At 73.4% G+C, this 23,983-nt stretch carries 24 protein-coding genes; 10 read left to right on the top strand and 14 right to left on the bottom strand.

Going from position 1 to position 23,983, the window contains the following annotated elements; translation table 11 throughout:
* Positions 1-3: 3 nt before the first annotated feature.
* The 4 genes from MOX02_RS19380 to MOX02_RS19365 all read right to left on the bottom strand — a co-directional run bounded on the left by MOX02_RS19380 (position 4) and on the right by MOX02_RS19365 (position 6,095).
* Positions 4-1,809, bottom strand: coding sequence for an adenine deaminase C-terminal domain-containing protein (locus MOX02_RS19380; RefSeq protein ID WP_147027434.1), 1,806 nt, complete (start codon positions 1,807-1,809; stop codon positions 4-6).
* The gene (locus MOX02_RS19375; protein ID WP_147027433.1) at positions 1,806-4,628 is read right to left on the bottom strand and encodes a molybdopterin-dependent oxidoreductase; all 2,823 of its coding nucleotides are present in this window, start codon (positions 4,626-4,628) and stop codon (positions 1,806-1,808) included. Before MOX02_RS19375 ends, MOX02_RS19380 begins: the two co-directional genes overlap by 4 nt.
* Positions 4,625-5,449 (bottom strand): FAD binding domain-containing protein, encoded by an 825-nt coding sequence (locus MOX02_RS19370; protein WP_147027432.1) that lies wholly within the window; start codon positions 5,447-5,449, stop codon positions 4,625-4,627. The genes MOX02_RS19375 and MOX02_RS19370 overlap by 4 nt, the downstream gene beginning before the upstream one ends.
* A 166-nt stretch (positions 5,450-5,615) precedes the next feature.
* Positions 5,616-6,095, bottom strand: coding sequence for a MarR family winged helix-turn-helix transcriptional regulator (locus MOX02_RS19365; protein ID WP_147027431.1), 480 nt, complete (start codon positions 6,093-6,095; stop codon positions 5,616-5,618).
* A gap of 250 nt (positions 6,096-6,345) precedes the next feature.
* On the opposite strand from MOX02_RS19365, the gene MOX02_RS19360 reads away from it, so the two are divergent.
* The gene (locus MOX02_RS19360; RefSeq protein WP_147027430.1) at positions 6,346-7,125 is read left to right on the top strand and encodes a DUF1499 domain-containing protein; all 780 of its coding nucleotides are present in this window, start codon (positions 6,346-6,348) and stop codon (positions 7,123-7,125) included.
* 28 nt (positions 7,126-7,153) lie between these two features.
* Here MOX02_RS19360 and MOX02_RS19355 read toward each other — a convergent pair whose 3' ends face one another.
* The 3 genes from MOX02_RS19355 to MOX02_RS31365 all read right to left on the bottom strand — a co-directional run bounded on the left by MOX02_RS19355 (position 7,154) and on the right by MOX02_RS31365 (position 9,668).
* Positions 7,154-8,092 carry an MBL fold metallo-hydrolase gene (locus tag MOX02_RS19355; protein ID WP_147027429.1) on the bottom strand — a complete coding sequence of 313 codons (939 nt, stop codon included), beginning with the start codon at positions 8,090-8,092 and terminating at the stop codon, positions 7,154-7,156.
* Between the two features lie 117 nt (positions 8,093-8,209).
* On the bottom strand, positions 8,210-9,199 hold the full coding sequence (locus MOX02_RS19350) for a DUF2865 domain-containing protein (protein WP_147027428.1): 990 nt from the start codon (positions 9,197-9,199) through the stop codon (positions 8,210-8,212).
* Positions 9,200-9,512: 313 nt separating this feature from the next.
* Complete coding sequence (locus MOX02_RS31365; RefSeq protein WP_170267927.1) at positions 9,513-9,668, bottom strand: hypothetical protein; 156 nt, start codon at positions 9,666-9,668, stop codon at positions 9,513-9,515.
* A gap of 300 nt (positions 9,669-9,968) precedes the next feature.
* Between MOX02_RS31365 and MOX02_RS19345 the strand changes: the two genes are divergently transcribed.
* On the top strand, positions 9,969-10,145 hold the full coding sequence (locus MOX02_RS19345) for a DUF1328 domain-containing protein (protein WP_012454900.1): 177 nt from the start codon (positions 9,969-9,971) through the stop codon (positions 10,143-10,145).
* 122 nt (positions 10,146-10,267) lie between these two features.
* Here MOX02_RS19345 and MOX02_RS19340 read toward each other — a convergent pair whose 3' ends face one another.
* Complete coding sequence (locus tag MOX02_RS19340; protein WP_147027427.1) at positions 10,268-10,444, bottom strand: NepR family anti-sigma factor; 177 nt, start codon at positions 10,442-10,444, stop codon at positions 10,268-10,270.
* 242 nt (positions 10,445-10,686) lie between these two features.
* On the opposite strand from MOX02_RS19340, the gene MOX02_RS19335 reads away from it, so the two are divergent.
* Positions 10,687-11,487: a response regulator gene (locus tag MOX02_RS19335; RefSeq protein WP_109895677.1), complete on the top strand. Its 801-nt coding sequence runs from the start codon at positions 10,687-10,689 to the stop codon at positions 11,485-11,487.
* 507 nt (positions 11,488-11,994) lie between these two features.
* A complete protein-coding gene (locus tag MOX02_RS19330; protein WP_238179257.1) occupies positions 11,995-12,324 on the top strand; it encodes a hypothetical protein in 330 nt (109 codons plus the stop codon).
* A 136-nt stretch (positions 12,325-12,460) separates the two neighbouring features.
* On the opposite strand, the gene MOX02_RS19325 is transcribed toward MOX02_RS19330, so the two are convergent.
* Positions 12,461-12,655 carry a con-10 family general stress protein gene (locus MOX02_RS19325; protein ID WP_147027425.1) on the bottom strand — a complete coding sequence of 65 codons (195 nt, stop codon included), beginning with the start codon at positions 12,653-12,655 and terminating at the stop codon, positions 12,461-12,463.
* Between the two features lie 214 nt (positions 12,656-12,869).
* Between MOX02_RS19325 and MOX02_RS19320 the strand changes: the two genes are divergently transcribed.
* Positions 12,870-13,088: a hypothetical protein gene (locus MOX02_RS19320; RefSeq protein ID WP_147027424.1), complete on the top strand. Its 219-nt coding sequence runs from the start codon at positions 12,870-12,872 to the stop codon at positions 13,086-13,088.
* Positions 13,089-13,134: 46 nt separating this feature from the next.
* Here the strand turns inward: MOX02_RS19320 and MOX02_RS19315 are convergent, their stop codons facing one another.
* Positions 13,135-13,965, bottom strand: a complete 831-nt coding sequence (locus tag MOX02_RS19315) for an SCO family protein (protein ID WP_238179253.1) — start codon at positions 13,963-13,965, stop codon at positions 13,135-13,137.
* Between the two features lie 119 nt (positions 13,966-14,084).
* Here MOX02_RS19315 and MOX02_RS19310 point away from each other — a divergent pair, with 119 nt between their 5' ends.
* On the top strand, positions 14,085-14,528 hold the full coding sequence (locus MOX02_RS19310) for a Crp/Fnr family transcriptional regulator (protein WP_147027423.1): 444 nt from the start codon (positions 14,085-14,087) through the stop codon (positions 14,526-14,528).
* 26 nt (positions 14,529-14,554) lie between these two features.
* Here MOX02_RS19310 and MOX02_RS19305 read toward each other — a convergent pair whose 3' ends face one another.
* A complete protein-coding gene (locus tag MOX02_RS19305) occupies positions 14,555-14,803 on the bottom strand; it encodes a hypothetical protein (protein ID WP_147027422.1) in 249 nt (82 codons plus the stop codon).
* Positions 14,804-14,908: 105 nt separating this feature from the next.
* Complete coding sequence (locus MOX02_RS19300) at positions 14,909-15,352, bottom strand: VOC family protein (RefSeq protein ID WP_147027421.1); 444 nt, start codon at positions 15,350-15,352, stop codon at positions 14,909-14,911.
* A gap of 229 nt (positions 15,353-15,581) precedes the next feature.
* Here MOX02_RS19300 and MOX02_RS19295 point away from each other — a divergent pair, with 229 nt between their 5' ends.
* The 4 genes from MOX02_RS19295 (at position 15,582) to MOX02_RS19280 (ending at position 20,057) form a co-directional block, all read left to right on the top strand.
* The gene (locus MOX02_RS19295; protein ID WP_147027420.1) at positions 15,582-16,220 is read left to right on the top strand and encodes a L,D-transpeptidase; all 639 of its coding nucleotides are present in this window, start codon (positions 15,582-15,584) and stop codon (positions 16,218-16,220) included.
* 294 nt (positions 16,221-16,514) lie between these two features.
* Entirely contained in the window at positions 16,515-16,667 is a 153-nt protein-coding gene (locus MOX02_RS19290) for a DUF3096 domain-containing protein (protein ID WP_147027419.1), read from the top strand.
* Between the two features lie 183 nt (positions 16,668-16,850).
* Positions 16,851-19,544: a pyruvate, phosphate dikinase gene (ppdK, locus tag MOX02_RS19285; RefSeq protein ID WP_147027418.1), complete on the top strand. Its 2,694-nt coding sequence runs from the start codon at positions 16,851-16,853 to the stop codon at positions 19,542-19,544.
* A gap of 252 nt (positions 19,545-19,796) precedes the next feature.
* Positions 19,797-20,057 carry a hypothetical protein gene (locus MOX02_RS19280; RefSeq protein ID WP_147027417.1) on the top strand — a complete coding sequence of 87 codons (261 nt, stop codon included), beginning with the start codon at positions 19,797-19,799 and terminating at the stop codon, positions 20,055-20,057.
* A gap of 31 nt (positions 20,058-20,088) precedes the next feature.
* Here the strand turns inward: MOX02_RS19280 and MOX02_RS19275 are convergent, their stop codons facing one another.
* Positions 20,089-21,603: a peptidoglycan L,D-endopeptidase MepK gene (locus tag MOX02_RS19275; protein ID WP_373866767.1), complete on the bottom strand. Its 1,515-nt coding sequence runs from the start codon at positions 21,601-21,603 to the stop codon at positions 20,089-20,091.
* A gap of 259 nt (positions 21,604-21,862) precedes the next feature.
* Positions 21,863-23,920, bottom strand: a complete 2,058-nt coding sequence (locus MOX02_RS19270) for a L,D-transpeptidase family protein (protein WP_147027416.1) — start codon at positions 23,918-23,920, stop codon at positions 21,863-21,865.
* Positions 23,921-23,983: the final 63 nt, after the last annotated feature.

Raw genomic sequence — 23,983 nt, 5'->3', positions numbered from 1 at the left:
CGCTCACGCCTCGAACAGCGGGATCTGCCGCATCTCCGGCACCAGGATCAGCCCCATGTCGGTCAGGCGTATCCGCGGGATCACCGAGAGCGGGATCAGGTTGAAGCCCATATAGGGGATGGCGCAGCCCGCCCGCGCCCAGGCCTCCTTCAGGGTGCGCATCTCGGCGGCGACGGCGCCGACGCGCTTGTCCGAGAGAAGGCCGGCCACCGGCAACGGCACCATCGCGACGACGGCGCCGTCCTCGACCACGCAGACGCCGCCCTGCTCGCGGGCGAGCACCTCCACGGCGACGCGCATGTCGGCTTCGTTCAGGCCGGCGACGACGAGGTTGTGCGCGTCGTGCCCGACGCTGCTCGCCACCGCGCCGCGCGTCAGGCCGAAGGCGCTGAGGAGCCCGTGCCCGACCCGCCCGCCGAGCCCGTGCCGCTCCACCACGGCGACGTGGCAGAGGTCGTGGGCGGCGAGCGTGCCCGGCCAGTCGGCCCCGGGCTGCAGGGAGACCCGCTCGTGGACGAGCTCGATTCCCGGCAGGGTGGTGCGGATGGCGTTGACCGTGCAGGGGGCCGCCGGCAGCGCGGGCAGGAGCGAGGGGAGAGGGGCCGGCAGGTGGACGGTGGCGTAGGCCGCCGCCGGGTAGCGGTAGGGGCGGGAGAGAGCCGCCTCCAGCACCGGCGTCGCGCGCCTGTCCTCGACCACGAGCTCGCCGCCGTACCAGGTCGAGCGCGGGGTGAGGTCGTCGTCGAGGAGCACGAGGTCGGCCCGGCGCCCGCCGCCGAGGCCACCGATCTCCCCGTCGAGGCCGAAGCGCGTCGCCGGGTGGAGCGAGCCCATCGCCCATGCGGCGGGCTTCGGGATGCCGTTGCGCACCGCCTCGCGCACCACCCAGTCGAGGCCGAAGGCGAGGAGGTCGTCGGCGTCCCGGTCGTCCGTGCAGGCGCAGACCCGCTTCCAGGCGGCGCCGTACTCGGTCACCGCGCCGATCGCCCGGGGCAGGCTGTGCCAGGGCGTCGTCGGTGGGCCGCCGCGCAGGAAGATCCAGACGCCGGCTTCCAGGAGGTCGTCGGCGATGTCCGGGTCTGTCGCCTCGTGCGTGTCGGTGACGCCGCTCGCGGCGTAGGGGGCCACGAAATCCCGCCCGTAGATGTGCCCCGAGACCGGCCGGCCGCGCTCCAGGGCCGTCGCGATGATGGCGTGGGCACGCGCGTCGCCCTCGGCCACCGCCACGAAGTCCATCTTCTCGCCGAGCGCGAGCGCCTCCGGCCAGGCGTCGAACAGGGCGGCGATCTTCTCGGGGGTCAGGTCGCCGCCCGCCGTCTCGATGTCCGGCGAGGTGGCTGGCACCGTGCTCGGCACCGTGAGATAGATGTTGAGCGGCGCCTCGCGGGCATCCTCCAGCATCCAGGCGACGCCCTGCGCGTCGAGGACGTTCCCGATCTCGTGGCTGTCGCAGAAGATCGTCGTGGTGCCGTTGAGGAGCGCGGCCTCGGCGTAGGCGCAGGCCGTGACCATGCTGCTCTCGATGTGCAGGTGCGGGTCGACGAGGCCGGGCGCGATCAGCCCGCCGCCCGCGTCGTAGCGCGCCGCCCCGCCGCGATGGCTGCCCGCCGGCCTGACCGCGGCGATGCGCCCGCCCGCGATCCAGACCTCTCGGTCGCGCAGGATCCGCTCGGAATAGGTGGAGAGCACCCGCGCCCCCGCGATCACGAGGTCGGGATCGGCGCGTCCCGCGGCGACGTCGGCGAGGCGGCGCGTCATCGCGGCGAGCGGCGCGACGGAGAAGCGGTTGAGCGGCGCGGATCGGGTCATCGAGTCCCTCGCGGATTCGTCTCGGGCATCAGCGCGGCGGGCGGCGAGGCAGGGCCCGCATCCTGGCACGGGCCGCCGCCCGCCGCATCCCGGGCGAGGGCGGCCATCACGCTCCGGAAGATGCGGTCCGGCGCGAAGGGCGGCGCGGTCAGCCGCGCACCGGTGGCGTCGCGGATCGCGTTGGCGAGGGCCGGCGCGACCGGGTTGAACGGCGCCTCGCTCATCGATTTCGCGCCGAGCGGACCCACCGCGTCGTGCGTTTCGGCGAACAGCACCTCGGTGCGTGGCACGTCGGCGATGGCCGGAATGTGGTAGCTGCGGAAGGCATCCGTCGCGACGCGCCCGTCCGGACCGATGCGCATGGCCTCGTAGAGGGCCGCGCCGATCGCCTGCGCGACCCCGCCCTCGATCTGGCCGCGGCACTGCATCGGGTTGATGACGCGGCCCGCGTCGGCCGCCTGGACGCTGCGCAGGATCCGCACCTCGCCGCGGGTCGGGTGCACGGCGACGCGGAAGCCCTGGACGTTGAAGGCGACCGAGCGCGGCGAGCCGTCCGCCCGCCCGACCGCCTCCAATTCCACGGCGGCGAGATCCGCCAGCGGGATTTCACCGCCCTTCCAGGTGACGGCGTCGGGGCCGAGGCGGCAGGCATCCGGCGCGACCCCGGCGCGGGCGGCCGCCGCCTCCCGGATGCGCCGGGCGAGCGCGGCCGCCGCCTTGAGGGTGGCCTGCCCGGCCACCACCGTGCCGGTGCTGCCATAGGCGCCGGTGTCGTGGCCGACCGCGTCGGTGTCGGCCTGCCGCAGCACGATCCGGCCCGGCCGCGTGCCGAGGGCGTGGGCGGCGAGCTGGGCGTGGACGGTCGCGGTGCCGTTGCCGAACTCGGCCGTGCCGACGTCGAGCGCGTAGCGGCCCCCGGGTTCGAGCCGGATGCGGGCGTCGGCGACGTGGCCGCGCGGCGGGATCGTGTCGATCATCGCGAGCGCCATGCCCTCGCCGACGAGCCAGCCCTCCGGCGCCTGCTCGCCGCCGGGCCCGGCCAGCGCCGCCTCCGCGAGGTCGAGGCACTGGTCGAGCCCGTAGCTGCCGTAGATCACGTCGTGCGGCTCGAGGCTCGTTGAGACCATCGGGTCGCCCGGCCGCACCACGTTGCGGCGGCGCATCTCGAACGGGTCGAGCCCGAGGCGGCGGGCGAGCTCGTCCATCGCCGATTCCACGGCGAAGATGGTCTGGCTGAGCCCGTAGCCGCGGAAGGCGCCGCCCGGCAGGGTGTGGGTGTAGGCGGCATACCCGTCGACGCGCTTGTTCGGGCAGCGGTAGACCCCGATCACCTCGTTGCAGCCGTGGTGGAGCACCCCGCCCGCGTGGTTGCCGTAGGCGCCCGTGTTCGTGACGACGTGCAGCGCGATGGCCGTGAGCCGGCCGTCCCGCCGCGCCCCGAGCTTCACCCGCACGCGCATCGGGTGCCGCGTGGTGGTGCCGACGAACTGCTCCCGGCGCGTCAGCTCCCATTTCACCGGCCGCCCGGTGCGCAGGACGGCCAGCGCCACCAGATCCTCGGTGAGCATCTCCTGCTTGCCGCCGAAGCCGCCGCCGACCCGCCCGCACAGGACCCGGACCCGGTCCCGCCCCAGCCCGAACAGCGTGCAGAGCGCGTCGCGGGTCAGGAAGGGCACCTGCGTCGAGGAGCGGATCGTCAGGCGCCCGGCCTCGTCGAGCCAGCCGACGGCGCCGTGCGTCTCCAGATGCGCGTGCTGGACGCGCTGCGAGACGTAGGTCTCCTCGTGCACCGCGTCGGCCTCCGCAAAGCCCGACTCGACGTCGCCGAGGTGCCCGTGCGCCTCCGCCGCGAGGTTCGGGTGTGCGCGGCGCGGGGGCGCGTCCTCGCCGGGCGCCTCGGGATCGGCATGGACCAGGGGCGCGCCGGGGCGGAGCGCCGCCTCCGGGTCGAGCACCGCGGGGAGCGGCTCGTAGGTCACGGCGAGCGCCCGGCAGCCGGCCTCGGCCGCGGCCTCGCTCTCGGCCACGACCGCCGCGACGCGCTGGCCGACGAAGCGCACGACGTCGTCGAGGAGGCGCGTATCGGGCGCGTCGTCGGCCGGGTTCTCGTGCCGGCCCGTGGAGAAGCGGGCTGCCGGCGCGTCGGCGTGCGTGAGCACCGCGACGACGCCCGGCAGCGCGAGCGCCGCGGCGGCGTCGATGGCGCGGATGCGCGCGTGCGCGTGGGGCGAACGCAGAACCTTGAGGTGCAGGAGGCCCGATACCGGCAGGTCGAAGGTGAAGGCCGCCCGGCCCGTCACGACCGCCGGGCCCGCCGGCGCGGGCAGGCAGCGCCCGACCGGGTCGCCCTCCGGGTCCGGCTCGGCATCGCCGAGGCCCGCGACGGCGTCGCGGATGGCCCGGTAGCCGGTGCAGCGGCAGAGATTGCCCTTGAGGGCGTCGTCGAGGTCCCGGCGCCGGCCCTGGTCGAGGGCGGCGGCCGTCATCACCATGCCGGGGGTGCAGAACCCGCACTGGAAGCCCTGCGCGGCGAGGAAGGCCGCCTGCATCGGGTGAAGCTCGTCCGGCACCTGCCCGTCCGGCGCGCACGGGCCGGCGAGGCCCTCGACGGTGGTGACCTGCCGGCCCTCGGCACGGAAGGCCGGCAGCAGGCAGGCATGGACCGGCTCGCCGTCGAGATGGACCGTGCAGGCGCCGCAATCGCCCGCGTCGCAGCCCTTCTTGACGCCGTACCAGCCGAGATCGCGCAGGAGGGTGCGCAGGCACTGCCCGGGGCGCGGCTCGGCCTGCTGCGGCGTCCCGTTGACGGTCAGCCTCATCGGAGGGCCCCGCCGAGTTCCACCCGGATCTCCTCGGCGAGGAGCCGGGTGACGTGGGCGCGCCAGTCGGGCGCGCCGTGGACGTCGTCGTACCAGAGGCCGGGCGGAATCGCGGCCGCCAGCGCGCCGAGCAGCTCGGCCTCGCCGGGAAGCGCACCGAGATCGAGCCGCACCGGCCGCCGGACCGAGGCGGTCACGGTGAGCGCGAAGGCGCCGCCCGGATCGAGGGTCCCGATCAGGAGGGCGGCCGAGCGGCCGTTCGGGCTGAGCGAGATCCGGCGGAAGGCGGTGCGGCGGCGCAGGGCTGCGGCCGGCAGGTCGATCCGGCGCAGGACCTCGCCCGGTCCGAGGGCGGTCTCCTGCGGCCCCCGCACGAGGGCGAGGGTGGAAAGGCTCCGCTCGCCGCCCTCCGGCGTCCAGATCAGGCAGGACCCGTCGAGCGCGGCCGCGAGCGCGATCATCGGCCCCGCCGGCAGGGCCATGCAGAGGTTGCCGCCCACGGTCGCCATGGTCCGGATCTTGAACGAGCCGAGCAGCGCGCGGCAGCACTGCCCGACGAGAGGCGCGGCGACCCAGTCGGGGGACAGGTCGAGCCGGTCGAGCGCCGCGATGGTGCAGGTCGCGGCGAGCGACAGACCCTCTTCCGAGATCTCGACGTCCCGCCAGCCGAGGCCCGTGAGGTCGACGAGGCGGCTCAGTCCGGCCTGCGGCTCGGAGAAGAGCCAGGTCCCGCCCGCGAGCCAGGCGTCGCCCGGCCGCCACCGGGGCAGATCCGCCCGCCCCCGCGGCCTGAGAACGGCCTCCACCGTGTTGAGGTCCATACCCGCCCCGTGCCGGCCCTGAAGAGCGGCGGCGAAGCAATCCTCCTGCCACGCTGCCGGCCCGGCCGCCCCGCGTCCGGCTCCGCGGGACGGGAGCGACGATACCGCTCCGGGCCGCGCACGGGAATGGCGCCCGGCGCGCCGGGGCCGCGGTTCCGGCGCGCGCTCAGGACCGGTCGGTCGCGTCCGCGCGGGCGAGGTCGCGCCATTCGAGCACCAGCCGCTCGAAGGCGGCGATGTCCGCCGGCGCGAGGCGCCCGAGGGTCCGGGCCACGTAGGCTTCCTGCGCCTCGATGCCTCGGGAGGCGAGGGCGCTGCCGGCCGGCGTGAGGTGGAGCGCGTGCGAGCGCCGGTCGCCGGGGATCGCTCGCCGCTCCACGAGGCCCGCCTCGACCAGCCGGTCGATCAGGCCCGAGACGTTGCCCTTCGTGACGTAGAGGCGGGCGGCCAGCTCCTGCTGGGTCAGGCCCTCGCGCTCGGTCAGGGTCGAGAGCACGTCGAATTGCGGGATCGAGAGCCCGATCTCGCGCAGCTCCGCGCCGACCGCGGCCGTGACCCGCCGGTTCAGGCGGATGAACCGGAACCAGACCCGGAGCGGGTCGACCGGCTCCGGGCCGGGATCTTCCTTGGCGTGCGGACGCGACATCGTGGCCTGCCTATAGCAGACCCGCGACCGCTCGGCAGCGGGTCGGCGCGAGACAACTGTGGGAGGTTGGGCGCGTACCCGTTCGCGGTGGCGCGGGCCGGGCCTCGCTCGGGACCTGCGGCGGCATTGCCCGCATCGGTTGCAGCCGGCGAGGCGGGTGGCGCCGGGGCGGGCCGGGCTGTAAAGCTCGGGCGCCGCGCCCCCGCGGCCCATCCCACGCCAGCCCGCCTCGGACAGCGAACCCGCCAGCATGCGCCGCCTGCTCATCGAGGAACCCGTCACCCGCGCCGGCGGCCTGTCGCGGCAGGTGGCGTGGCTCGCGCTCCTCGTCACGGGGATCGGGCTCCTGGTGGTGCGCGACCCGCGGGCCGAGACGGTACCGGCGCTGGCGACCCTCGGCGGCGGGCTCGCGCTCGCGCTCCTCGCGATTCTCCTCGCTCTCTACGCCTTTCTGCGGGTCTGGCGGGAGGGCGCGCGCGGGCTCGGCGCGGCGATGGGCGGCCTGTTCCTGGCCGCGCTGGTCCTCGCCTACCCGGCCTACGCGGCGCTGCGGGGCCTGCGCCTGCCGGCGATCAACGACGTGACCACCGACATCGAGAACCCGCCCGCCTTCTCGCGCTCGCGGGTCGCCTTCGCGGCCCGCGGCGGGCGCTACCCGCCGGACCCGGGGCCGGCCGCCCGGGACCGGCAGCGCGCCGCCTACCCGCAGATCGCGCCGCTCACCCTCGACATCGACGCCGACCAGGCCTTCGAGCTCGCCCGCAAGGCGGCGCTCAACCGGCGCTGGCAGATCGTCGAGGCGATCCGGCCGGGCGGCCGCATCGGCAACGGGCGCATCGAGGCGATCTCCCGCGGGCTCGTCCTCAACCTCCCCGACGATGTCACCGTGCGGGTGCACCCCCGCGCGGACGGGGCCCGCATCGACGTGCGCTCGGCCTCGCGGCTCGCCGGCCGCGATTTCGGCGTCAACGCCGACCGGATCCGGGCCTACCTCGACGAGGTCGCCAACCTCGCCATCGCGGTGAAGTGAGCCCCGGCCCGTCCGCGGCGGCGCCCGGTCAGATCCCGGCGCCAGCCCGGTAGCGCCCGTCGAGCCGGGCAGGCCCGTCGGTGAGGACGAGGCCGCGCTCCACCAGATCCTCCAGGTGCGCGTAGACCGAGAGGGCCGCCGCGCCGATCAGCGCCGGGTTGAGCCCCTGGTAGATGGCCTCAACGATGGCGCGGATATCGGCCTCGCCCGCCGCCACGCGGGCGCGGATCGCGGTCTCGCGCTGGCGACGGTGGGCGGCGAGCCCGCGCACGAAGCGGCGCGGATCGCGCACGGGGCCGCCGTGCCCCGGCCAGTAGATCCGCTCGGAGCGCTCGCGCAGCTTGTCGAGGGACTCCATGTAGGCCCGCATCGAGCCGTCCGGCGGCGCCACGATGCTCGTCGACCACGCCATGACGTGGTCGCCGGAGAACAGGGCCTGCTCCTCGGGCAGGGCGAAGGCGAGGTGGTTCATGGTGTGGCCGGGGGTCTCGACGGCGACGAGCGTCCAACCGGGGCCCGAGACCGTCTCGCCCTCGGCGAGCCGCCGGTCCGGCCGATGGATTTTATCGGCGCTGGCATCGAGCATCGGAAGCTCGCCCTCGGCGAGGGAGCGGGCCGCCCGGTGCGGCCCGCAGCCGACGATCGGCGCCCCCGTCCGCGCCGCGAGGAGGCGCGCGCCCGGCGAGTGGTCGCGGTGGGTGTGGGTCACCACGATCGCCTCGACGCTCTCGCCGTCGAGATCGGCCAGGAGCGCCGAGACGTGCCCGGCATCCTCGGGGCCCGGGTCGATCACCGCGACGCGGCCGCGCCCGACGACGTAGGTGCAGGTGCCGCTCGCGGTGAACGGGCCGCCGTTCGGGGCGATGCGGCGGCGGACCAGCGGCGTCAGCGCCTCGATCGTGCCCGGCGCGGGCGCGGCCGCCTCGAAGGCCGGCTCGGCCTCGGGCCCGCCATTCGTCTGGTTCATGGATCGGAACCCGGTCTCGGCGTCCGGCGGCCCGCTCAGCCGGGACCGCCTGTCCGGGCCGGCCTACGACATCGCGCGCCCACCGACAACGCGCCGCCCGCGAGACCGGCGGCGCTCTCAGTGCCCGTAGGGAGCGGGGACGACCACCCGGACAGGGCCGAAGCCCCCGCGCGCCGTCTCGGCCGGCAGGACCGGGGCGAAACCCCCGCCGGCCGCCGCGACGCGCACGATGCCGGCCCGGTCGGCCGCCCGCATCGCCCGGCGGAAGGCGCGGGCCTCCGCCTCTCGGCGGAGCACGCCGACCCGGTCCTCGATCGTGCGCGTGCGGGCGGCGGAGAGGTTGCGCGCGTGCCGGAAGTCGACGAGTTCGAGGCTGCCGGAGCGGGCCTGACTCACCACGCCGACCGTGCTGCGCAGTGCCACCACGTCCCCCCGGCGCAGGGTCCCGTCCTGCGCGATGGGGAAAGGCGCTGCCCCGCCCGCGGGCTGGCAGCTGCAATCGGCCACGCGCCGCCGGCGGTAGACGTTCGCGAAGGCCGCCCCGAGATAGGGCTGGCCCTTGAGGCTCACGGCCCGGTCGAGGTCGGTCTCGCCGGGGGCCAGCGTGTAGAGGCTCGTCGCGGCGCTTGGGCAGGCCGCCGCGCAGGCCGACTCGTGGACCGGCAGGTCCCGGCGCGAGGCGAGATTGCCGAGGGGGAAGAGGTAGCCGTCGCAGGCGCGCACGCAGACCGTGCGCGTGCCCGCCGGCGCCTGGGCGGCGGCCCGGTCGCGCCGGATCGAGGCGCGCCGCTCCGGGCTGGTCCCGCGCAGGTCGGTCAGGCGGTGGCGCGGCGCCTGCACGAGGCGGCGCTCCGGGAGGGCGCGCGGCTCGGGCAGGGCCGCGTAGCGGCGCGGCCGGGGCGGCACGGCCACGGGGGCGGGGGCGGCGGGCCGGAACAGGTCATCGAGGAACCCGAGCAGCCCGTTCCGCTCGGTGGCGCGCGCGAGGCTCGCGCTGATGACCACGGCCCCGACCCCCAGGATCAGGCCGGCGAGCGCCGTGCCGATGAGCTGCCGGGGCGTGCCGCCGGAAGCGGCGAACCGGCGCAGCCGCGCGCTGAGGGTCATGGAAACTCCCGGACGTCGCGGCCGCATCGCCGAGTCCGAGCGGGTTCAGGCTCGGCCGCGCCTGCAGGTAAGCGAATTGTCCGCCGGCGGACAATTGCGGAAGACCACGGACTTCGAGGGTATCGACAGATGAACGCGACGGCGGCGCCGGTCAGATCTCATCCGGCATTGGACGTCGCGGGCATTCACCGGTCACGCCTCTCCAGAGCGGCTCTCGCACAGAGAAGGCCGCCCGACAGCGGCTCGCGCAACGAAAAAGCCGCCCGAAGGCGGCTCTCGCAGGTCCCCGGTCCGTCCGGCGCCGGGGCACCGGTCACCGGCGCGGATCTCGCCGTCCGCGCACGCGTACGGGAACCGGCACGGGCTGCGGGGACGGCATCGCTCCTTCGATCAGGCGCTCGGCGCCCTTGAGGGCTGCCGAGGCGGCCTCGACGAAACGCTTGGCGACGGCGGCGGCGAAATCTCTCATCTCAGAGCTCACGTTCAGGGCTCGCATCCGGAAACCGTCTACGAACGCGGCGCCGCCCGACCCTGTTCCGACCTGGGGGCGTCCCGCCGTGCGGTTCGACACCACAGATGGGGACGGGACCCGCGCGCCGCGAGAGCAGAGGGCGATGCGCCGCAGACGCGTGGGGACGAAGACGCGCGGCCGGCGTTCACCTTCCGAACCACCTGTGGGAGGCGAGAGGAACTGATCCGAAACCTTGACGTTATTGCCTTCAGAAGGTGACGGCTCAGCCCGCACCACGCTTTGAGAAGGATCACGCAAATGCTCGGATGGGCCGTAACGTTTCTTGTCGTGGCCCTCGTGGCCGCCCTCCTCGGCTTCGGCGGCATCGCCGGCACCGCGATGGAAGCCGCCAAGCTCGTCTTCTTCGTGGCGATCGTCCTGTTCGCGATCTCGGCCGTGATCGGCCTGATGCGCGGCCGCTCCACCACCTTGTGAGGCGGCGGGCGCCCGTTCGGGAGCCGCGAGACGGCCGCCTCGCCGATCGGCGCGGGGCGGCCTTCGTCCGTGCGGCATGCTGATCGGGACACGGTGAGGCCCGGTCTCCGGGCCCGTGCGACTCACGCCTTGTCGGGTTCCGACGTGTCGAGCCGGGCGATGAGATCGCTGAAACGGTCGGGTACGGGTTGCTGAAGGACGGCGTCGTACATGGCGCGCAGATGGTTGCCGATGCGCCTCTGGGTCTGATCGCTCAGTCCGGCGCGGGCCCTCCGCGGGCTGCTCGCGTCGCCCGGCATATCTTCTCGGCGCGCGTCGTCGAAGCGGCCCCGTCTCGGACCGGTCCCACCATCATCCTTCATTCACAGGTCCCCTTGACGCCGAGCGTCGGCGCCGCCGCGATTGTTTTGCGGCTTGACATACGTCATGGCTGCAGCAGCAACGCCGTGACACACAATCGGTTCCGCGTTCCCGGAACGGAGTCGGGAGAGCCGCGTTGGGGCGGAGGCTACCAGAAGAACGGCAAGGCCCAGGGGATCTAATGTCGACATCTCAACTCGTCGTGCAGCACCTGCCCTACTTGCGCCGCTACGCGCGCGCGCTCACGGGCAGCCAGGTCGCTGGCGACGCTTACGTGGCCGCCACGCTCGAGACGCTGGTGAACGAGCCCGAGACGCTCGGCCGAAGCGCCAACGTGAAGGCCGACCTGTTCCGCGTCTTCACCCGAATCTGGAACTCGCTCTCGGTCAACGGCCAGAGCGAGCAGGTTCAGCACGACCTGCCCGCCGAGGTGCGGCTCGGACAGATCACGCCGCTGCCCCGGCAGGCCTTCCTGCTCTCCTGCCTCGAGGGATTCTCCGAGGAGGACGCGGCCATCATCCTCGACGTCGACGTCTCCGAGGTGCGCGATCTCGTGGACGAGGCGGGCCGCGAGCTCGCCGCCGACATGGCGACCGAGATCCTGATCATCGAGGACGAGCCGCTGATCGCCATGGACCTGGAGGCCCTGGTCGAGGGCCTCGGCCACAACGTGATCGGCGTCGCCCGCACCCGCACCGAGGCGATCAAGCTCGCGGGAGACAAGCGCCCCGGCCTGATCCTCGCCGACATCCAGCTCGCGGACGGGTCGTCGGGCCTCGACGCCGTCAACGACCTTCTGAAGACCTTCGAGGTGCCGGTGATCTTCATCACGGCCTATCCGGAGCGCTTCCTCACCGGCGAGCGGCCGGAGCCGGCCTTCCTGATCGCCAAGCCCTTCCAGCCCGCGAACGTCTCGGCGGTGATCAGCCAGGCGCTGTTCTTCCAGCAGAGCGCCCGCCGCCGGGAAGCCCGCACCGCCTGACCCGACGCGGGCACTCTCCGCGCATCTGCCAAGCCCCGGCCCCCCCGGCCGGGGCTTTCGTTTTGGCCGCCGCCGTCGCGGCGACAGACCGGAAGACAATAGGCGTCGGGAAGGTACCCAAGAAAAAACGGGCCGGATGGGATCCGACCCGTTCGAAGGTTCCGGCCAATGCACAAGGGGAATGCGGGGAGGACCAGGTGGCCGGGTGTCATGCTAACGGGCGGACGCCCCACCGGTTCCGGCGACGCTCCCTTTTTCCGGATGGTGCGTCCTTCGCGCCACAACCCGCCCTGTGGACGGCGGTGGACGGCACCCCCAATGCCCCCGCTCGGCGGGGGTGAATACTCACTCAGAGCTAGAGCTGGTCAGTTAAGGAACCAGTAACCCGCCGATCGCGTTGTCCCGACATCCTGTCAAGCTCCCCTCGGAGATCGCACGATGCTTCGGTCCGGCTTCATTCTCGGTGTGAGTGGCCCGGCTGTCGCCCTGACATTGCTCGTGCAACCGATGGTCCGCCAGACCGCGGATGCCTGGGCGGCCCCGGCTCCCCCGCCGCGCCCCGCCGCGGTCGCCGAGCCGGCCGCCTTCATCCCGCCCGCGCCGCTGCCCGGCATGCGGCCGGTCTCCACGGCCCTGAGCCCGGTACGGTTCGCCACGGCGCCCCGTCCCGGCAGCCAGGGCCCGGCATCCCCGGCGGTCTCCCAGCAGCCGGCGACAGAGATGGGCGAGCAGACCCCGGCCCGGCCGCGCCGCATGCGCGACGGCTGCGAGGGCGCGCTGAGCTCTCTCGTCGGGCCGGAGGCGCGGCGCATGGTCCCCGGCCGCTGCATCGCCTGAGCCGGCCTCGACCGGGCTCACAACCCGAAGCCGAAGCCCAACGAAAAACCCCTCGCCGCGGCGAGGGGTTTTTCGTGCTCCCGGAGGAGTAGCGGGGGTGAAGCCGGCAGGGCCGGCCACACCCCCGTTCAGGCGGTCACTCCGCGCCGCCGCGGCCCGTGCCGGTCGACTGGCCGCCCTTGCGGCCGGCGGACGAGGCGAGTTCGCGATCCTGCGAGAACGAGCGCTTCTCGGCGGGGACGCTGCGCCCGCCCTTGCTCGCGATCTCGCGCTGGCGTTCGAGATCCATCGACGCGAAACCTCGCTTCGAGGTTGAATTTCCAGATGCCATCAGCGCCTCCTCAGGCTTTGCCTCACACCCGGATCAACCTTCACCAATAACCGATGGTTCCTCTGCTCAGCCTGCGTCACGAAAGCGGCAACCGCCAACCAGTCGATGCGTTGTGCGGGCAGGCCCACGCGGCGCGGATATTCTGTTCCTGCCTCTCGGGAACAGCCGAGCGCGTGCGCGAGCGGGCACCACGGGCGAGGCGCGAAGGCGAGACATGACGAACCGCGACATGGCGAAAGGTGCGGCGGGCGCGCGACCGGGCGCAGCGCCGGAGCCGAACCGGCACCCCCTGCCTCCGATGCCGGCGCCGGAGGACAGCAAGACCCCGGCGACGAACGAGGAGCCGGTCGACTCGCCGCAGCAGTCGAATGCCAGCATCAAGCGGGCTCCACCGAGCCCGAGCCGCCCCGGCCTCGGGACGGACCGGACCTGAGGGCGGGGAGGGGCCGAACAGCGACCGCGGCACAGACCGGGCGCGCCTACACGGCTCGTCGCGACATCCGCGCGAGGATCAGCACGCCGCCCGCGATCGCCAGGATCGTGAGGAGAGCCGCCCCCGTCAGGATGCGGCGGATCAGCGGCGTGTACATGCCCGTCGCCGCGTCGAACCCGTAGCAGAGCAGGGTGAAGCGATCGGCGAGGTTGCCGATCCGGCTCTCGCCTGCCTCGACCACCGCGAGGCGCAGGTCGCGCCCGATGAGCGCGAGCGGCGAGAGGACGCGCGCGAGGCGCCCGTCCGGGGCGAGGAGGAGGGCGGCGGCCGGGTGGGCGATGGCGTCCGTCTCGCGGTCGCTCGTCAGGCTGTAGCCGAGGGCGCCGGTGAGACGGTCGATCGTGCCCTGCTCGCCGACGAGAGCCCGCACGCCCTCGCCGAGGGCCTCGCCTGTGCCGTCGCGCGCGAGGAGGGCGCGGGCGGCGTCGGGGCCGTCCCGCGGGTCGAGGCCGACCAGGACGAGCCGCAGGTCGTCGCCCGGCCGCAGCCCCGTGGCCCTCAGCGCGGCGGCCGACAGTGAGACCATCGGGTCGCAGACGTTGCCGCAGGTGTAGTCGATGGGCAGGAGCAGGGCGGGGCGGTTCCCCATCGCGGCGCCGAGGCTCGTCGGGCGGCCGCTCGCCGCGTCGACGAAGGCAAGGTCGGTCGGCGCCCGGGCGCCGGGCGGGGGAGCCACCGCGACGGCCGACATCTCGGCCCGGGTCAGGCGTGCCTGCGCCGGCGTGAGACCGCAGAGCAGGGTGAAGGCGAGGGCGAGGATCGAGGCCGCCCCGCGCACGGCGCGGTCGCGGCGATCGGTTCGTGGGACCTCAGGCACCGCGCGCGCTCCCCTCGACCCCCGGCACTGGACAAGCCGCGCGCAACCCGCATGGATACGCGCCCGCACCGCCCCGCCCGAGGGGCCCTCGAGACGCCTGGCCGGCCCGGAGCAGAACCATGACCCTTGACGCCGAGGTCCTGTCCTTACGGCAGGTGCCTCTGTTCCGCGAGGTCGAGCCGGCGCGGCTGAAGCTTCTCGCCTTCACCAGCGAGCGCGTGCATTTCGAGCCGGGCCAGCGCTTCTTCGCGCAGGGCGATGTCGCCGACGCGGCTTATCTGATCCTGGAGGGCAGCGCCTCCGTGTCGATCGAGGGCGCGCAGGGGCCGTTCCGGCTGGCCCTCCTCTCCGAGAACGCGCTCGTCGGCGAGATGGGCATCCTCGCCGACCAGCCCCGCTCCGCCACGGTGACGGCGGAGACCGCAACGACGGCCCTGCGGGTCGACCGCGGCGTGTTCCTGGAGCTCCTGGGGCAGTTTCCGCAGATCAGCATCGCGGTGATGCGCGAGTTGGCCCTGCGCCTGGAGCAGACGAACCAAGCCCTGGCGCAGAGCCGGGGCTGAGGCGGTCAGCCTCGACGCCCGCGCGGTCAGCGGTACTTCCAGCCCCACTCGCCGTAGATCGGGTAGCCCCGGCGATAGGCCTCGTACTCGGCGCCCCGGTCGTAGGGCCGGTAGCCGTTGCGGTAGGCGTAGGGGCTCGGCTCGATGTAGCCCGGGTTCTGGAGCTGCTGGCGCAGGTATCCGTCGCCCTCGCCGGACGAGCCGCCGCCGCGCGCCTGCGCGGCGCCTGCGGTCAGCGCGAGCGCGGCAGCGGCCACGAGAAGGGTCCGTGTCATCGTCGTCTCCGAATTCGGTTGGCTGACCAACGATATGGGGACGGACCTGGTTGCGGGCCAGGGCCTCGCGCACCCGCGCGTGCGGTCGATCACGTCCGGGTCCCGTCACGTCTCCGCGTAGGTGATGAATTCCATGAGCGAGCCGTCCGGGTCGCGGAAGTAGACGCTCGTGCCCTCGCCCGCCGCGCCGTGGCGGGTGACGGGGCCGAGCTCGACCGGGACGGCGTGGGTGGCGAGATGCGCCATCGCCGACTCGATGCCCCCCGACCAGCGGAAGCAGAGATCGCTGTTGCCCGGCATCACGGGCTTGTCGGCCCGGGGCTCGCCGATCTGGCCGGGACCGTGGACGTTGAGCTGCACGCCGCCGAACCGGTAGGCGAAGCCCCGCCCCACCGGAATCACCTCGGCGCCCAGCACGTCGCGGTAGAAGGCGGTGGAGCGCTCCCAGTCCGAGACGTGGATCACGCAGTGGTCGAGGTGAATCGCGGGGCGGAGGTCCGGGTCGAGGCCCGTGCCGGCCGCGGTGGTCAGGGTCTGCGTGTCGGCCATCGGACGCGCCTTCCGGTTGTCGCGAGCGGGTGTCGCCGCACCCGGCAGTTAGGGCCCAGGCACCCGCCAGCGAGCGGTTCCGTACCCTCCGGGACGCCGGTTCGCGAAACCGTGAGCACTCGCAGAGGGGTCGGCCATTGGTGCCGCGATGCGGCGCAAAAGTCACATCGGTTCCGTTCGCGAGGGGTTAGCAAGGGCCGGATCGAGACGAAACCAGCATGGGGGGCCCATGAACCGCCGGATCCTGATCGCCGCGATGCTGATCGCGCCGCTCGCCGCCTGCAACAGCCGCGGGCCGGTCAACGTGGCATCCGACGACGATTCGGCCTGGTACATCGGCAGCATGCCCGACAAGCCCTACGACGTTCCGCTCGTGGACAAGTCGCGCCTCGACCCGAAGTACCGGCGCCAGATCGTGCGCTACGGCGGGCCGGAGAAGCCGGGCACCATCGTGGTCGACATCGACAAGCGCCAGCTCGCCCTCGTGCAGGAGGACGGCTCGGCCGTGCAGTACGGCGTCGGCGTGGGCAAGCTCGGCTTCTCGTGGAAGGGCGAGGCCCGGGTCGGCCGCAAGGGCGTCTGGCCGGACTGGAGGCCGACCACCACCATGGTGTCGCTGAACCCCGATCTGCCGCGCACCCGCAAGGGCGGCCTCGACAACCCGCTCGGCGCGCGCGCCCTCTACCTCTACCAGGGCAACCGCGACATCCTGTTCCGCATCCACGGCACCAACGAGCCCTGGAGCATCGGCGAACAGATGTCCTCGGGCTGCATCCGCATGCTCAACGAGGACATCGTCGATCTCTACGAGCGGGTGCCGGTCGGGACGACCGTGCTGGTCAAGCGCAACGGCAAGTACCGGGCGTGAGTCAGGACCGGGCCTGATCAAGCATCGGACCTGCACCGACAGCGGCGCGGGCTGCCGCGATTCCTGTTTCTCCCGCGTCCTGTTCAGGACTACAGTGCGGGAATGCAGATCATCGCCGCAACTCAAGCGTGTTAGATTGCTTTGTACAAGCAGAGCGGGCCGCTCCCGGCCCGCGCACGCGTCGCGGCGGCGTGCGCGGTGCCTTGCCTTCCGCGGGCGGAGGCTTGAAACCGGCCGCGACGCGCGCCGGCTCACGGGCAGCCTCGACGCGCGGCCACCCTCCACGAGGCATCGATGACGATCACCATCGCGAAGCTGCAGCCCATCCTCGCCATCGCGGCGGGCGTGCTCATCCTGCTGCGCCCGCAGCTCCTCCACTACATCGTCGCCGCCTACCTGATCCTCGTCGGGTTGATTGGCCTCGGCGTCTTCCGCGCTCTATCTTGACGGTCGTGGCCCGCGCGCCGGACCGCGGAATCCGGCCTGTCGGGCCGGTGACAGGAGGCGGGGAGCGTCAATCTCCGCACGGGGCGAAGCTGTGCCGTTCATCTTGCATTGCAGCAAGAGATGGTCCAACCCGCCGCCACAAGCTCGGGGCTGTCACAAATCTGCGAAGTGGACGGGATCGATATGGCGACCGACGGCACGACGAAGTGGGTCTACTCGTTCGGCGACGGCAAGGCCGAAGGTAAGTCCGCGATGCGCAACCTTCTCGGCGGAAAGGGTGCGAACCTCGCCGAGATGTCGAATCTCGGGCTTCCCGTGCCGCCCGGCTTCACCATCACCACCGAAGTCTGCACGTACTACTACGATCACGGCAAGCAATACCCGCCTGAGTTGCATAATCAGGTCGCGGCAGCCCTCGCCCAGGTCGGCGCCCTGACCGGCCGAACCTTCGGCGACCCGGAGAGCCCGCTCCTCGTCTCGGTCCGCTCGGGCGCCCGCGCCTCGATGCCCGGCATGATGGACACGGTGCTGAACCTCGGCCTCAACGACGCGACCGTCGAGGCGCTGGCCCGCGGCGCCGGCGACCCCCGCTTCGCCTACGATTCCTACCGCCGCTTCATCACGATGTACTCGAACGTGGTGCTCGGCGTGGAGCACCACGCCTTCGAGGAGGCGCTCGAGCACTACAAGGAGGGCAAGGGCCTCAACCTCGACACCGAACTCGGCGCCGAGGACTGGAAGCACCTCGTCGGCACCTACAAGGAGATCGTGCGCACCGAGCACGGGTCCGACTTCCCGCAGAAGCCCGAGGACCAGCTCTGGGGCGCGATCGGCGCAGTGTTCAACTCCTGGATGATCCCGCGCGCCAAGAAGTACCGCGAGCTGAACAGCATCCCGGAGAGCTGGGGCACCGCCGTCAACGTGCAGGCGATGGTGTTCGGCAACATGGGCGACACGTCGGCCACCGGCGTCGCCTTCACCCGCAACCCCTCCACGGGCGAGCGGGCGCTCTACGGCGAGTTCCTGATCAACGCGCAGGGCGAGGACGTGGTGGCGGGCATCCGCACGCCGCAGGACATCACCGAGAAGGCGCGCATCGAGGCGAAGTCCGACAAGCCCTCGATGGAGCGGGCGATGCCGGAGAGCTTCGCCGAGTTGACCCGGATCTACGGGATCCTGGAGCAGCACTACCGCGACATGCAGGACATGGAGTTCACCATCGAGAGCGGGAAGCTCTGGATGCTCCAGACCCGCAACGGCAAGCGCACCGCCAAGGCCGCCCTCAAGATCGCCGTCGACCTCGCCAGCGAGGGCCTGATCGACCGCGAGGAGGCGATCGGGCGCGTCGAGCCCGCCGCCCTCGACCAGCTCCTGCACCCGACCATCGACCCCAAGGCCGAGCGCAAGGTGATCGCGGCGGGGCTGCCCGCCTCGCCGGGCGCGGCGACGGGCGAGATCGTGTTCAACTCCGAGGACGCGGAAGCGGCCCGGAAGGCCGAGCGCAAGTGCATCCTCGTGCGCATCGAGACGAGCCCCGAGGACATCCACGGCATGCACGCGGCCGAGGGCATCCTCACCACCCGCGGCGGCATGACGAGCCACGCGGCGGTGGTGGCCCGCGGCATGGGCAAGCCCTGCGTCTCCGGCGTCGGTGCCATCCGGATCGACTACAAGGCCGGCACGCTCGCGGTCGGCGGGGTGACCCTGAAGGCGGGCGACCGCATCACCATCGACGGCTCGACGGGGCAGGTGCTCCAGGGCGAGGTGAAGATGCTGGAGCCGGAGCTCTCCGGCGACTTCGCCACCCTGATGGGCTGGGCCGACGAGGTCCGCACCATGAAGGTGCGCGCCAACGCCGACACGCCGACCGACGCCCGCACCGCACGCAATTTCGGCGCGGAGGGCATCGGCCTCTGCCGCACCGAGCACATGTTCTTCGAGGGCGACCGGATCGTCGCCGTGCGGGAGATGATCCTCTCGGACGACGTGGACGGGCGCCGGCAGGCGCTGGCCAAGATCCTGCCCTACCAGCGCCAGGACTTCCTGGAGCTGTTCACGATCATGTCGGGCCTGCCCGTCACGATCCGCCTGCTCGACCCGCCGCTGCACGAGTTCCTGCCCCACACCGACGCCGAGGTGGCCGAGGTCGCGGCGGGCACCGGCGTGTCCGAGGACAAGCTGCGCCACCGCATGCGGGAACTCTCCGAGTTCAACCCGATGCTCGGCTTCCGCGGCTGCCGCCTCGCCATCGCCTTCCCGGAGATCGCCGAGATGCAGGCGCGCGCCATCTTCGAGGCCGCGGTGCAGGCGGCCAAGGACACGGGCGCGCCCGTGACCCCCGAGGTCATGGTGCCGCTCGTCTTCACCAAGGCCGAGTTCGACATCGTCAAGGCCCGCATCGACGCCATGGCGAAGGCAGTGGCCGATGAAACCGGCGCCACCGTCGATTACCAGGTGGGCACCATGATCGAGCTCCCGCGGGCGGCGCTCCGCGCCAACGAGATCGCCGAGACCGCGGAGTTCTTCTCCTTCGGCACGAACGACCTCACGCAGACCGCGCTCGGCATCTCCCGCGACGACGCGGGCACCTTCCTCGGCGCCTACACGCAGAAGGGTATCCTGTCCGCCGATCCCTTCGTTACGATCGACCAGGAGGGCGTGGGCGAGCTGGTGCGCATCGGCGCCGAGCGCGGCCGCTCGGTGCGCGGCGACCTCAAGCTCGGCATCTGCGGCGAGCACGGCGGCGACCCCGCCTCGATCGGCTTCTGCCAGGAGGTCGGCCTGAACTACGTGTCCTGCTCGCCCTATCGCGTGCCGATCGCACGCCTCGCCGCGGCGCAGGCCGCCCTGGGCGCGCGCGGCGGCGGCGAGGGCTGACCCGCGGGAGGAAATGCGGAATGCGGGGAGAACCCGCGTTCCGCGAGGCCCCTACGGAGGATTTCTTAACCCCGTCCTGAGATCCCGACGCTCGGCGCCCGTCCTCGCGCTGGACGCATCGGCGACGGGCAGAAAATTTCCCGTCCGCGAGCGAACCGCGTGCGTATCGGCACGTTAGGTGCTTGCGGCGGATTGCGGCGCGCGAGCGTCGTCCGGTCCGTCCGGGCGAAGCCTCCCGCGGGAACGACGGCCATGAACGACCCGAGCCCGACCCCCCTGTATATCGGCGAGAATCCCGCCACCGTCCCGGTCCACCGGGCGGTCGAGAAGGCCTATCTCTGGGTGCTCGCCGCGCTGGGCGGCACCGCTGCGGCGGGCCTCGTCGTCTTCGCGGTCGCGACCCAGTGCGGCAGCGACGCCGAGCGCATCGCGAATGCCGACGCCTCCGGCACCGGGTATCTCGGCAGCCTCGTCACGGCGCTCGCCGCGGGCCACGGGCGCAAGGCGTTCTGAGCCATCGCGCCGGAAGGCGGGTCGCAGGCGCCTAACGCTGGCCCGGAACGGCCCGCGTCGCCGAGCCCGTGAAGCGGCCGGTGGCGAGGTCCTCGCCCGGTCCGTTGCGCGTGAAGCGGCTCGCCACGGGGCTCTCGGACTCGGCCAGGATCGCGGCCGGCGCCGCGTCGGGGACGGGGCGGGCGAGCGCCACGTGAATCGGAGCGGAGCGCGGGGATGCGGCCGGGCCGCCCGTCGCCGAGACCGCCTCGAACAGGGCACGCAGCTGTGCCTTCGGGTCCGCGTCGGCGGCCACCAGCGAGACCTTCCGGACGGGCGCGCGCACCTCCGCGACCGGCGCGGCCTGCGCCATGCCGACGACGCCGAGCCCGGCGAGCTGGACCGGCCGCGGCGGGGGCAGGGGCATCGCCAGGGCCTCGGCGACCGCGGCGAACTCGGAGGGGCGACGCGGCGGCAGAGGCGCGGCGACGGCGTCCGGCTTGATCTCGGCCCTGGCCTCCGCGTCCGGCCTGGAGCCCGGCGCCTCGGCGGTGAGCAGGCTCTGGGCATCCCGCCCGTTGCGCTGGAGCAGCGAGCCGCGCAGCGCCTCGCTGGCGTTCGGCGCCGCGTAGGCGAGGGCGGCCCGCGTCCCCGTCGTGTCCTCCGGGTCGGCGCTCGCCACCGCGACGACCGGCTTGCCCCGGCGGGAGGGCGTGGCCGCCACGGGCGCCGGCGCGCTGCTGCCGCCGCCGCCGCCGAACAGACCGGCGAAGAAGCTCTTGATGCTCGGGCCCTCGTCCTCCTCGGCCTGCGCCACCGCGGTGACGCCGAGCACCGTGCCGCCGCGGGCGAGGATCTCGGCGCGGGCTTCCTCGTAGCGGGGCAGGGGTCGGTTGTCGGAGGGCAGGTGCACGGTCTTGCCATCCGGGAACAGCCGGGCGAGCTGGTCGTGGGTCATGCGCGGCCAGGAGCGCACCGAGCCGACGTCGAGATGCACGAAGGGCGAGCCCGAGCGGGGATACCAGCCGACGCCGCCCCGCTGCAGGCGCATGCCCACCGCCCGGATCTGGTCGATCGAGACGTCGGGCAGGTAGAAGTCCATCGCCTTGCCGGCCATGTGCTGGCTGAACTCGGCGACCGCGCGGGAGCGGCGGCGCAGCATCGCGTTGGTGCCCGGCGAGCGGTAGGCGGAGACGATGTGGATCGCCTCCGAGGAGCCGAGCTGCCGGTAGGCCTCCCACACCGTGTCGAACAGGCGGGGGTCCATCCTGGTCTTCTCGTCGGCCCGCCAGTCGCGCAGGATCCAGTTGAGCTGGTCGAGGCCGGCCCGGTCGTAGCGCCCGTCCCGCCGGAACGTGATGGTGGCGCTCTCCTTGGTGTGGGTGTGAAAGATCGTGAGCGTGCGGGTGTCGCCGTTGGCGACAGCGTCCTGCGTGCCGGTCGTGCCGCCGAACAGGGCGAGCGCCAGCGCCGAGACGGCCAGGGCGGCGCGGCGGAGGGGGATCGGGCTGCGGCGTCGGGGGGCGTGAGGGTGGTTCGGGGCCGAATCCGGCCCGGCTCGCAGCAGCCTACGCACGATGTCCTTACCCCTTGCCAGATGCCGCGCCGGGGCGCGGACGTCATGGTGAACGCAGGGTTGCCGAAAACCGTAAAGGCCAGGTTATCGGGTCCGCAGGCTGAACACCGGGTCGGGCGAAACCGCTAAGGCGCAACCGTGGCGAAAAATGGCCGGCAAGAGCGCTGGCGCACGCGATCCGTGTGGAAACACGGGCATTTCGTCCCGCGGCGTACGGAGCACGGGCCTGAGCGCGGCGCCCGGCCGGCCCTCACCACCAGCCGCGCGAGACCGGCGCGGGGCGCGGCGTCCACAGGCCCGGCTCGCCGAACTCGGCCGGAGCCATGTCGGCGGCGCGCGCGGTACGGCGCGGCGCCCGAGGCGCGGGCTGGGCCACGTGGCTGGCCGCCTGCTTCGGCTTCGGCATCTCGGCGGCGCGCCGCTTCGGCTCGGGCGGGGCCTTGGCGACGAGCGCGGCGCCGCCGGCCAGGCCGAGGGCGGCGCGCATGCGGGCGTCGACGCCGTAAAGGTCGGGCAGGGTCCGGAACTGGCCCGCATCGTCCACGAAGGCCGTGAAGTAGGCGAGATGGACGGGCAGCTTCTCGTCGAGGCGCACGGTGCGCTCGCCCTTGCCGATCAGCTTCGTCAGGCGCTCGCTGGTCCAGGCCGCCGGCAGCACCGCGTCGGCGAAGCGGAACGGGTCGTCGACGCGCACGCAGCCGTGGCTCATCGCCCGGAAGGAGGCCGAGAACAGCGAGCGGTTCGGCGTGTCGTGCAGGTAGACCGCGTGGTTGTTCGGGAACATGAACTTGACGAAGCCGAGGGCGTTGCGCTCGCCGGGCGGCTGGCGCACCGAGATCGTGTTGCCGTGGCGCACGACCTGGTAGCCGCGTCGCGCCGCGTAGTTCGGGTCGCGGGCGAGGCCGGGCAGGAACTCGTTCTTCAGGATCGAGGGCGGCACGTTCCAGGACGGGTTGACGACCGCGTACTCCATCATCCCGGAGAAGATCGGGGTCGGCGATTCCGTCTTGCCGACGATCACCCGGGTCTCGTCCTTGAGGTGCCCGTCGCGGAACACCCGCAGGCGGAACTCGGGGATGTTGACCATCACGTAGTCGCGCCCGAGGGCCGGCAGCCAGCGCCAGCGCTCCATGTTGACGAGGATCTCGACCTCGCCATCGGGGCGGCCGGGCCTCGCCTGCGGCGCGCCGAGCGCCGCCACGGTCTGGGGCGTGAGGTCGCCGCTCGCCGGCAGGCCGCGCCGCTTCTGGAAGGCGGCGACCGCCGCGGCGACGCCGGCATCGTAATCCTCCGGCTCGCCGGGGCCGGCGTCGAGGCTGCCCGCCGCGCGCCCGGCCAGCCCGAAGCGGGCCCGGATCAGGGGCACGCGCGCGTCGCGCATCCCGAGCTTCAGGACCGGGCCCGGGGGCAGCGCCGCCGGGGTGCCGGCCGGGCTGCGCTCGCGAAGCGCGGCGAGGCGGGCCCTGAGGGCGAGGTAGCCCGCGTTCTGCGGGTTGTAGCGCTGCAGGAGGTCGCCCGCAGCCTCGCCGCCGGTGGCGATCTGGCCGAGCACCGCCTCGGGGGCGGGCAGGTCGAGGACGGGGGTGATCAGGCGGGACAGGGCGGCAGGGTTGAGGCGTCCGCCCCGCGCGTCGCGGGCGTAGAGGGCGATGACCGCCGAGAGCTTGAGGTCGGCCTCCGCGATCTCGGCCTCGGTCTCGGGCCGGGTCATCACGCCGAGGACCGGCACCGGGTAGGCGGCCGGGTCGAGCCCGTCCTCGCCCGCACGGGCGAGGCGGGCGGCGGCGGACTTGGCGGCCGGCGTGAAGGCGCGGTCCGCGATCCAGACCGGCTTGAAGGCGCCGAGCGCGTAGAAAGCCTGGATCGCCTCGCGCTCCTTCGCGGTGAGACGGGGCAGGAGCGGCGCCGGGTCGGCGAGGCGCGCGGCGACAGCCGCCGCCTGCGGGTCGGCGGGCGGAGGCGGCGCCTGGGGCGCGGCCGGCGCCTCGGCGCTGACGGCCGGCTTCTCGGCCTCGGGGGGCGAAGCGGTCCCGGACGGCGTCGCGGCCTCGGCGGACCCGGGGGAGGGCCCTGGCGAATCGGGTGCGGCATCGGCCGGCCGGTCGGCGGCCAGGGCATCGGTCCGGACCGGATCCGGCGTCGGCAGGGCCTCGGCGGGCGCCGGTACGGCCTCGGACGAAGGGGCCGGCGGGAGCGGGGCGGATTGCGCGGCCTCGGGCTGGACCTCGGCGGCGGCCGGCCCGAGCTGCGGCGCCGAGGCTGCCACCAGGGCGGCCAGGGCGAGGGTGGCAGAGCGCGACAGGCGCATGCTGGCTCTCCGGGGAATGCGGCCGCGCCGCCAAACCCTTCGTATGGTTATGGTCTCAAGCAC

The organism is Methylobacterium oxalidis (assembly GCF_007992195.1).
Taxonomy (GTDB): domain Bacteria; phylum Pseudomonadota; class Alphaproteobacteria; order Rhizobiales; family Beijerinckiaceae; genus Methylobacterium; species Methylobacterium oxalidis.
Note: the sequence above shows the minus strand (reverse complement) of the source record. Positions and strands in the feature narration are given on the sequence as shown.

What these genes read in the sequence shown, in the direction of transcription:
- MOX02_RS19380 (WP_147027434.1), bottom strand. Translation starts at nt 1,809, where the DNA reads ATGACCCGATCCGCGCCGCTCAACCGCTTCTCCGTCGCGCCGCTCGCC.
- MOX02_RS19375 (WP_147027433.1), bottom strand. Translation starts at nt 4,628, where the DNA reads ATGAGGCTGACCGTCAACGGGACGCCGCAGCAGGCCGAGCCGCGCCCC.
- MOX02_RS19370 (WP_147027432.1), bottom strand. Translation starts at nt 5,449, where the DNA reads ATGGACCTCAACACGGTGGAGGCCGTTCTCAGGCCGCGGGGGCGGGCG.
- MOX02_RS19365 (WP_147027431.1), bottom strand. Translation starts at nt 6,095, where the DNA reads ATGTCGCGTCCGCACGCCAAGGAAGATCCCGGCCCGGAGCCGGTCGAC.
- MOX02_RS19360 (WP_147027430.1), top strand. Translation starts at nt 6,346, where the DNA reads ATGCGCCGCCTGCTCATCGAGGAACCCGTCACCCGCGCCGGCGGCCTG.
- MOX02_RS19355 (WP_147027429.1), bottom strand. Translation starts at nt 8,092, where the DNA reads ATGAACCAGACGAATGGCGGGCCCGAGGCCGAGCCGGCCTTCGAGGCG.
- MOX02_RS19350 (WP_147027428.1), bottom strand. Translation starts at nt 9,199, where the DNA reads ATGACCCTCAGCGCGCGGCTGCGCCGGTTCGCCGCTTCCGGCGGCACG.
- MOX02_RS31365 (WP_170267927.1), bottom strand. Translation starts at nt 9,668, where the DNA reads ATGAGAGATTTCGCCGCCGCCGTCGCCAAGCGTTTCGTCGAGGCCGCC.
- MOX02_RS19345 (WP_012454900.1), top strand. Translation starts at nt 9,969, where the DNA reads ATGCTCGGATGGGCCGTAACGTTTCTTGTCGTGGCCCTCGTGGCCGCC.
- MOX02_RS19340 (WP_147027427.1), bottom strand. Translation starts at nt 10,444, where the DNA reads ATGCCGGGCGACGCGAGCAGCCCGCGGAGGGCCCGCGCCGGACTGAGC.
- MOX02_RS19335 (WP_109895677.1), top strand. Translation starts at nt 10,687, where the DNA reads ATGTCGACATCTCAACTCGTCGTGCAGCACCTGCCCTACTTGCGCCGC.
- MOX02_RS19330 (WP_238179257.1), top strand. Translation starts at nt 11,995, where the DNA reads ATGGTCCGCCAGACCGCGGATGCCTGGGCGGCCCCGGCTCCCCCGCCG.
- MOX02_RS19325 (WP_147027425.1), bottom strand. Translation starts at nt 12,655, where the DNA reads ATGGCATCTGGAAATTCAACCTCGAAGCGAGGTTTCGCGTCGATGGAT.
- MOX02_RS19320 (WP_147027424.1), top strand. Translation starts at nt 12,870, where the DNA reads ATGACGAACCGCGACATGGCGAAAGGTGCGGCGGGCGCGCGACCGGGC.
- MOX02_RS19310 (WP_147027423.1), top strand. Translation starts at nt 14,085, where the DNA reads ATGACCCTTGACGCCGAGGTCCTGTCCTTACGGCAGGTGCCTCTGTTC.
- MOX02_RS19305 (WP_147027422.1), bottom strand. Translation starts at nt 14,803, where the DNA reads ATGACACGGACCCTTCTCGTGGCCGCTGCCGCGCTCGCGCTGACCGCA.
- MOX02_RS19300 (WP_147027421.1), bottom strand. Translation starts at nt 15,352, where the DNA reads ATGGCCGACACGCAGACCCTGACCACCGCGGCCGGCACGGGCCTCGAC.
- MOX02_RS19295 (WP_147027420.1), top strand. Translation starts at nt 15,582, where the DNA reads ATGAACCGCCGGATCCTGATCGCCGCGATGCTGATCGCGCCGCTCGCC.
- MOX02_RS19290 (WP_147027419.1), top strand. Translation starts at nt 16,515, where the DNA reads ATGACGATCACCATCGCGAAGCTGCAGCCCATCCTCGCCATCGCGGCG.
- ppdK (WP_147027418.1), top strand. Translation starts at nt 16,851, where the DNA reads ATGGCGACCGACGGCACGACGAAGTGGGTCTACTCGTTCGGCGACGGC.
- MOX02_RS19280 (WP_147027417.1), top strand. Translation starts at nt 19,797, where the DNA reads ATGAACGACCCGAGCCCGACCCCCCTGTATATCGGCGAGAATCCCGCC.
- MOX02_RS19270 (WP_147027416.1), bottom strand. Translation starts at nt 23,920, where the DNA reads ATGCGCCTGTCGCGCTCTGCCACCCTCGCCCTGGCCGCCCTGGTGGCA.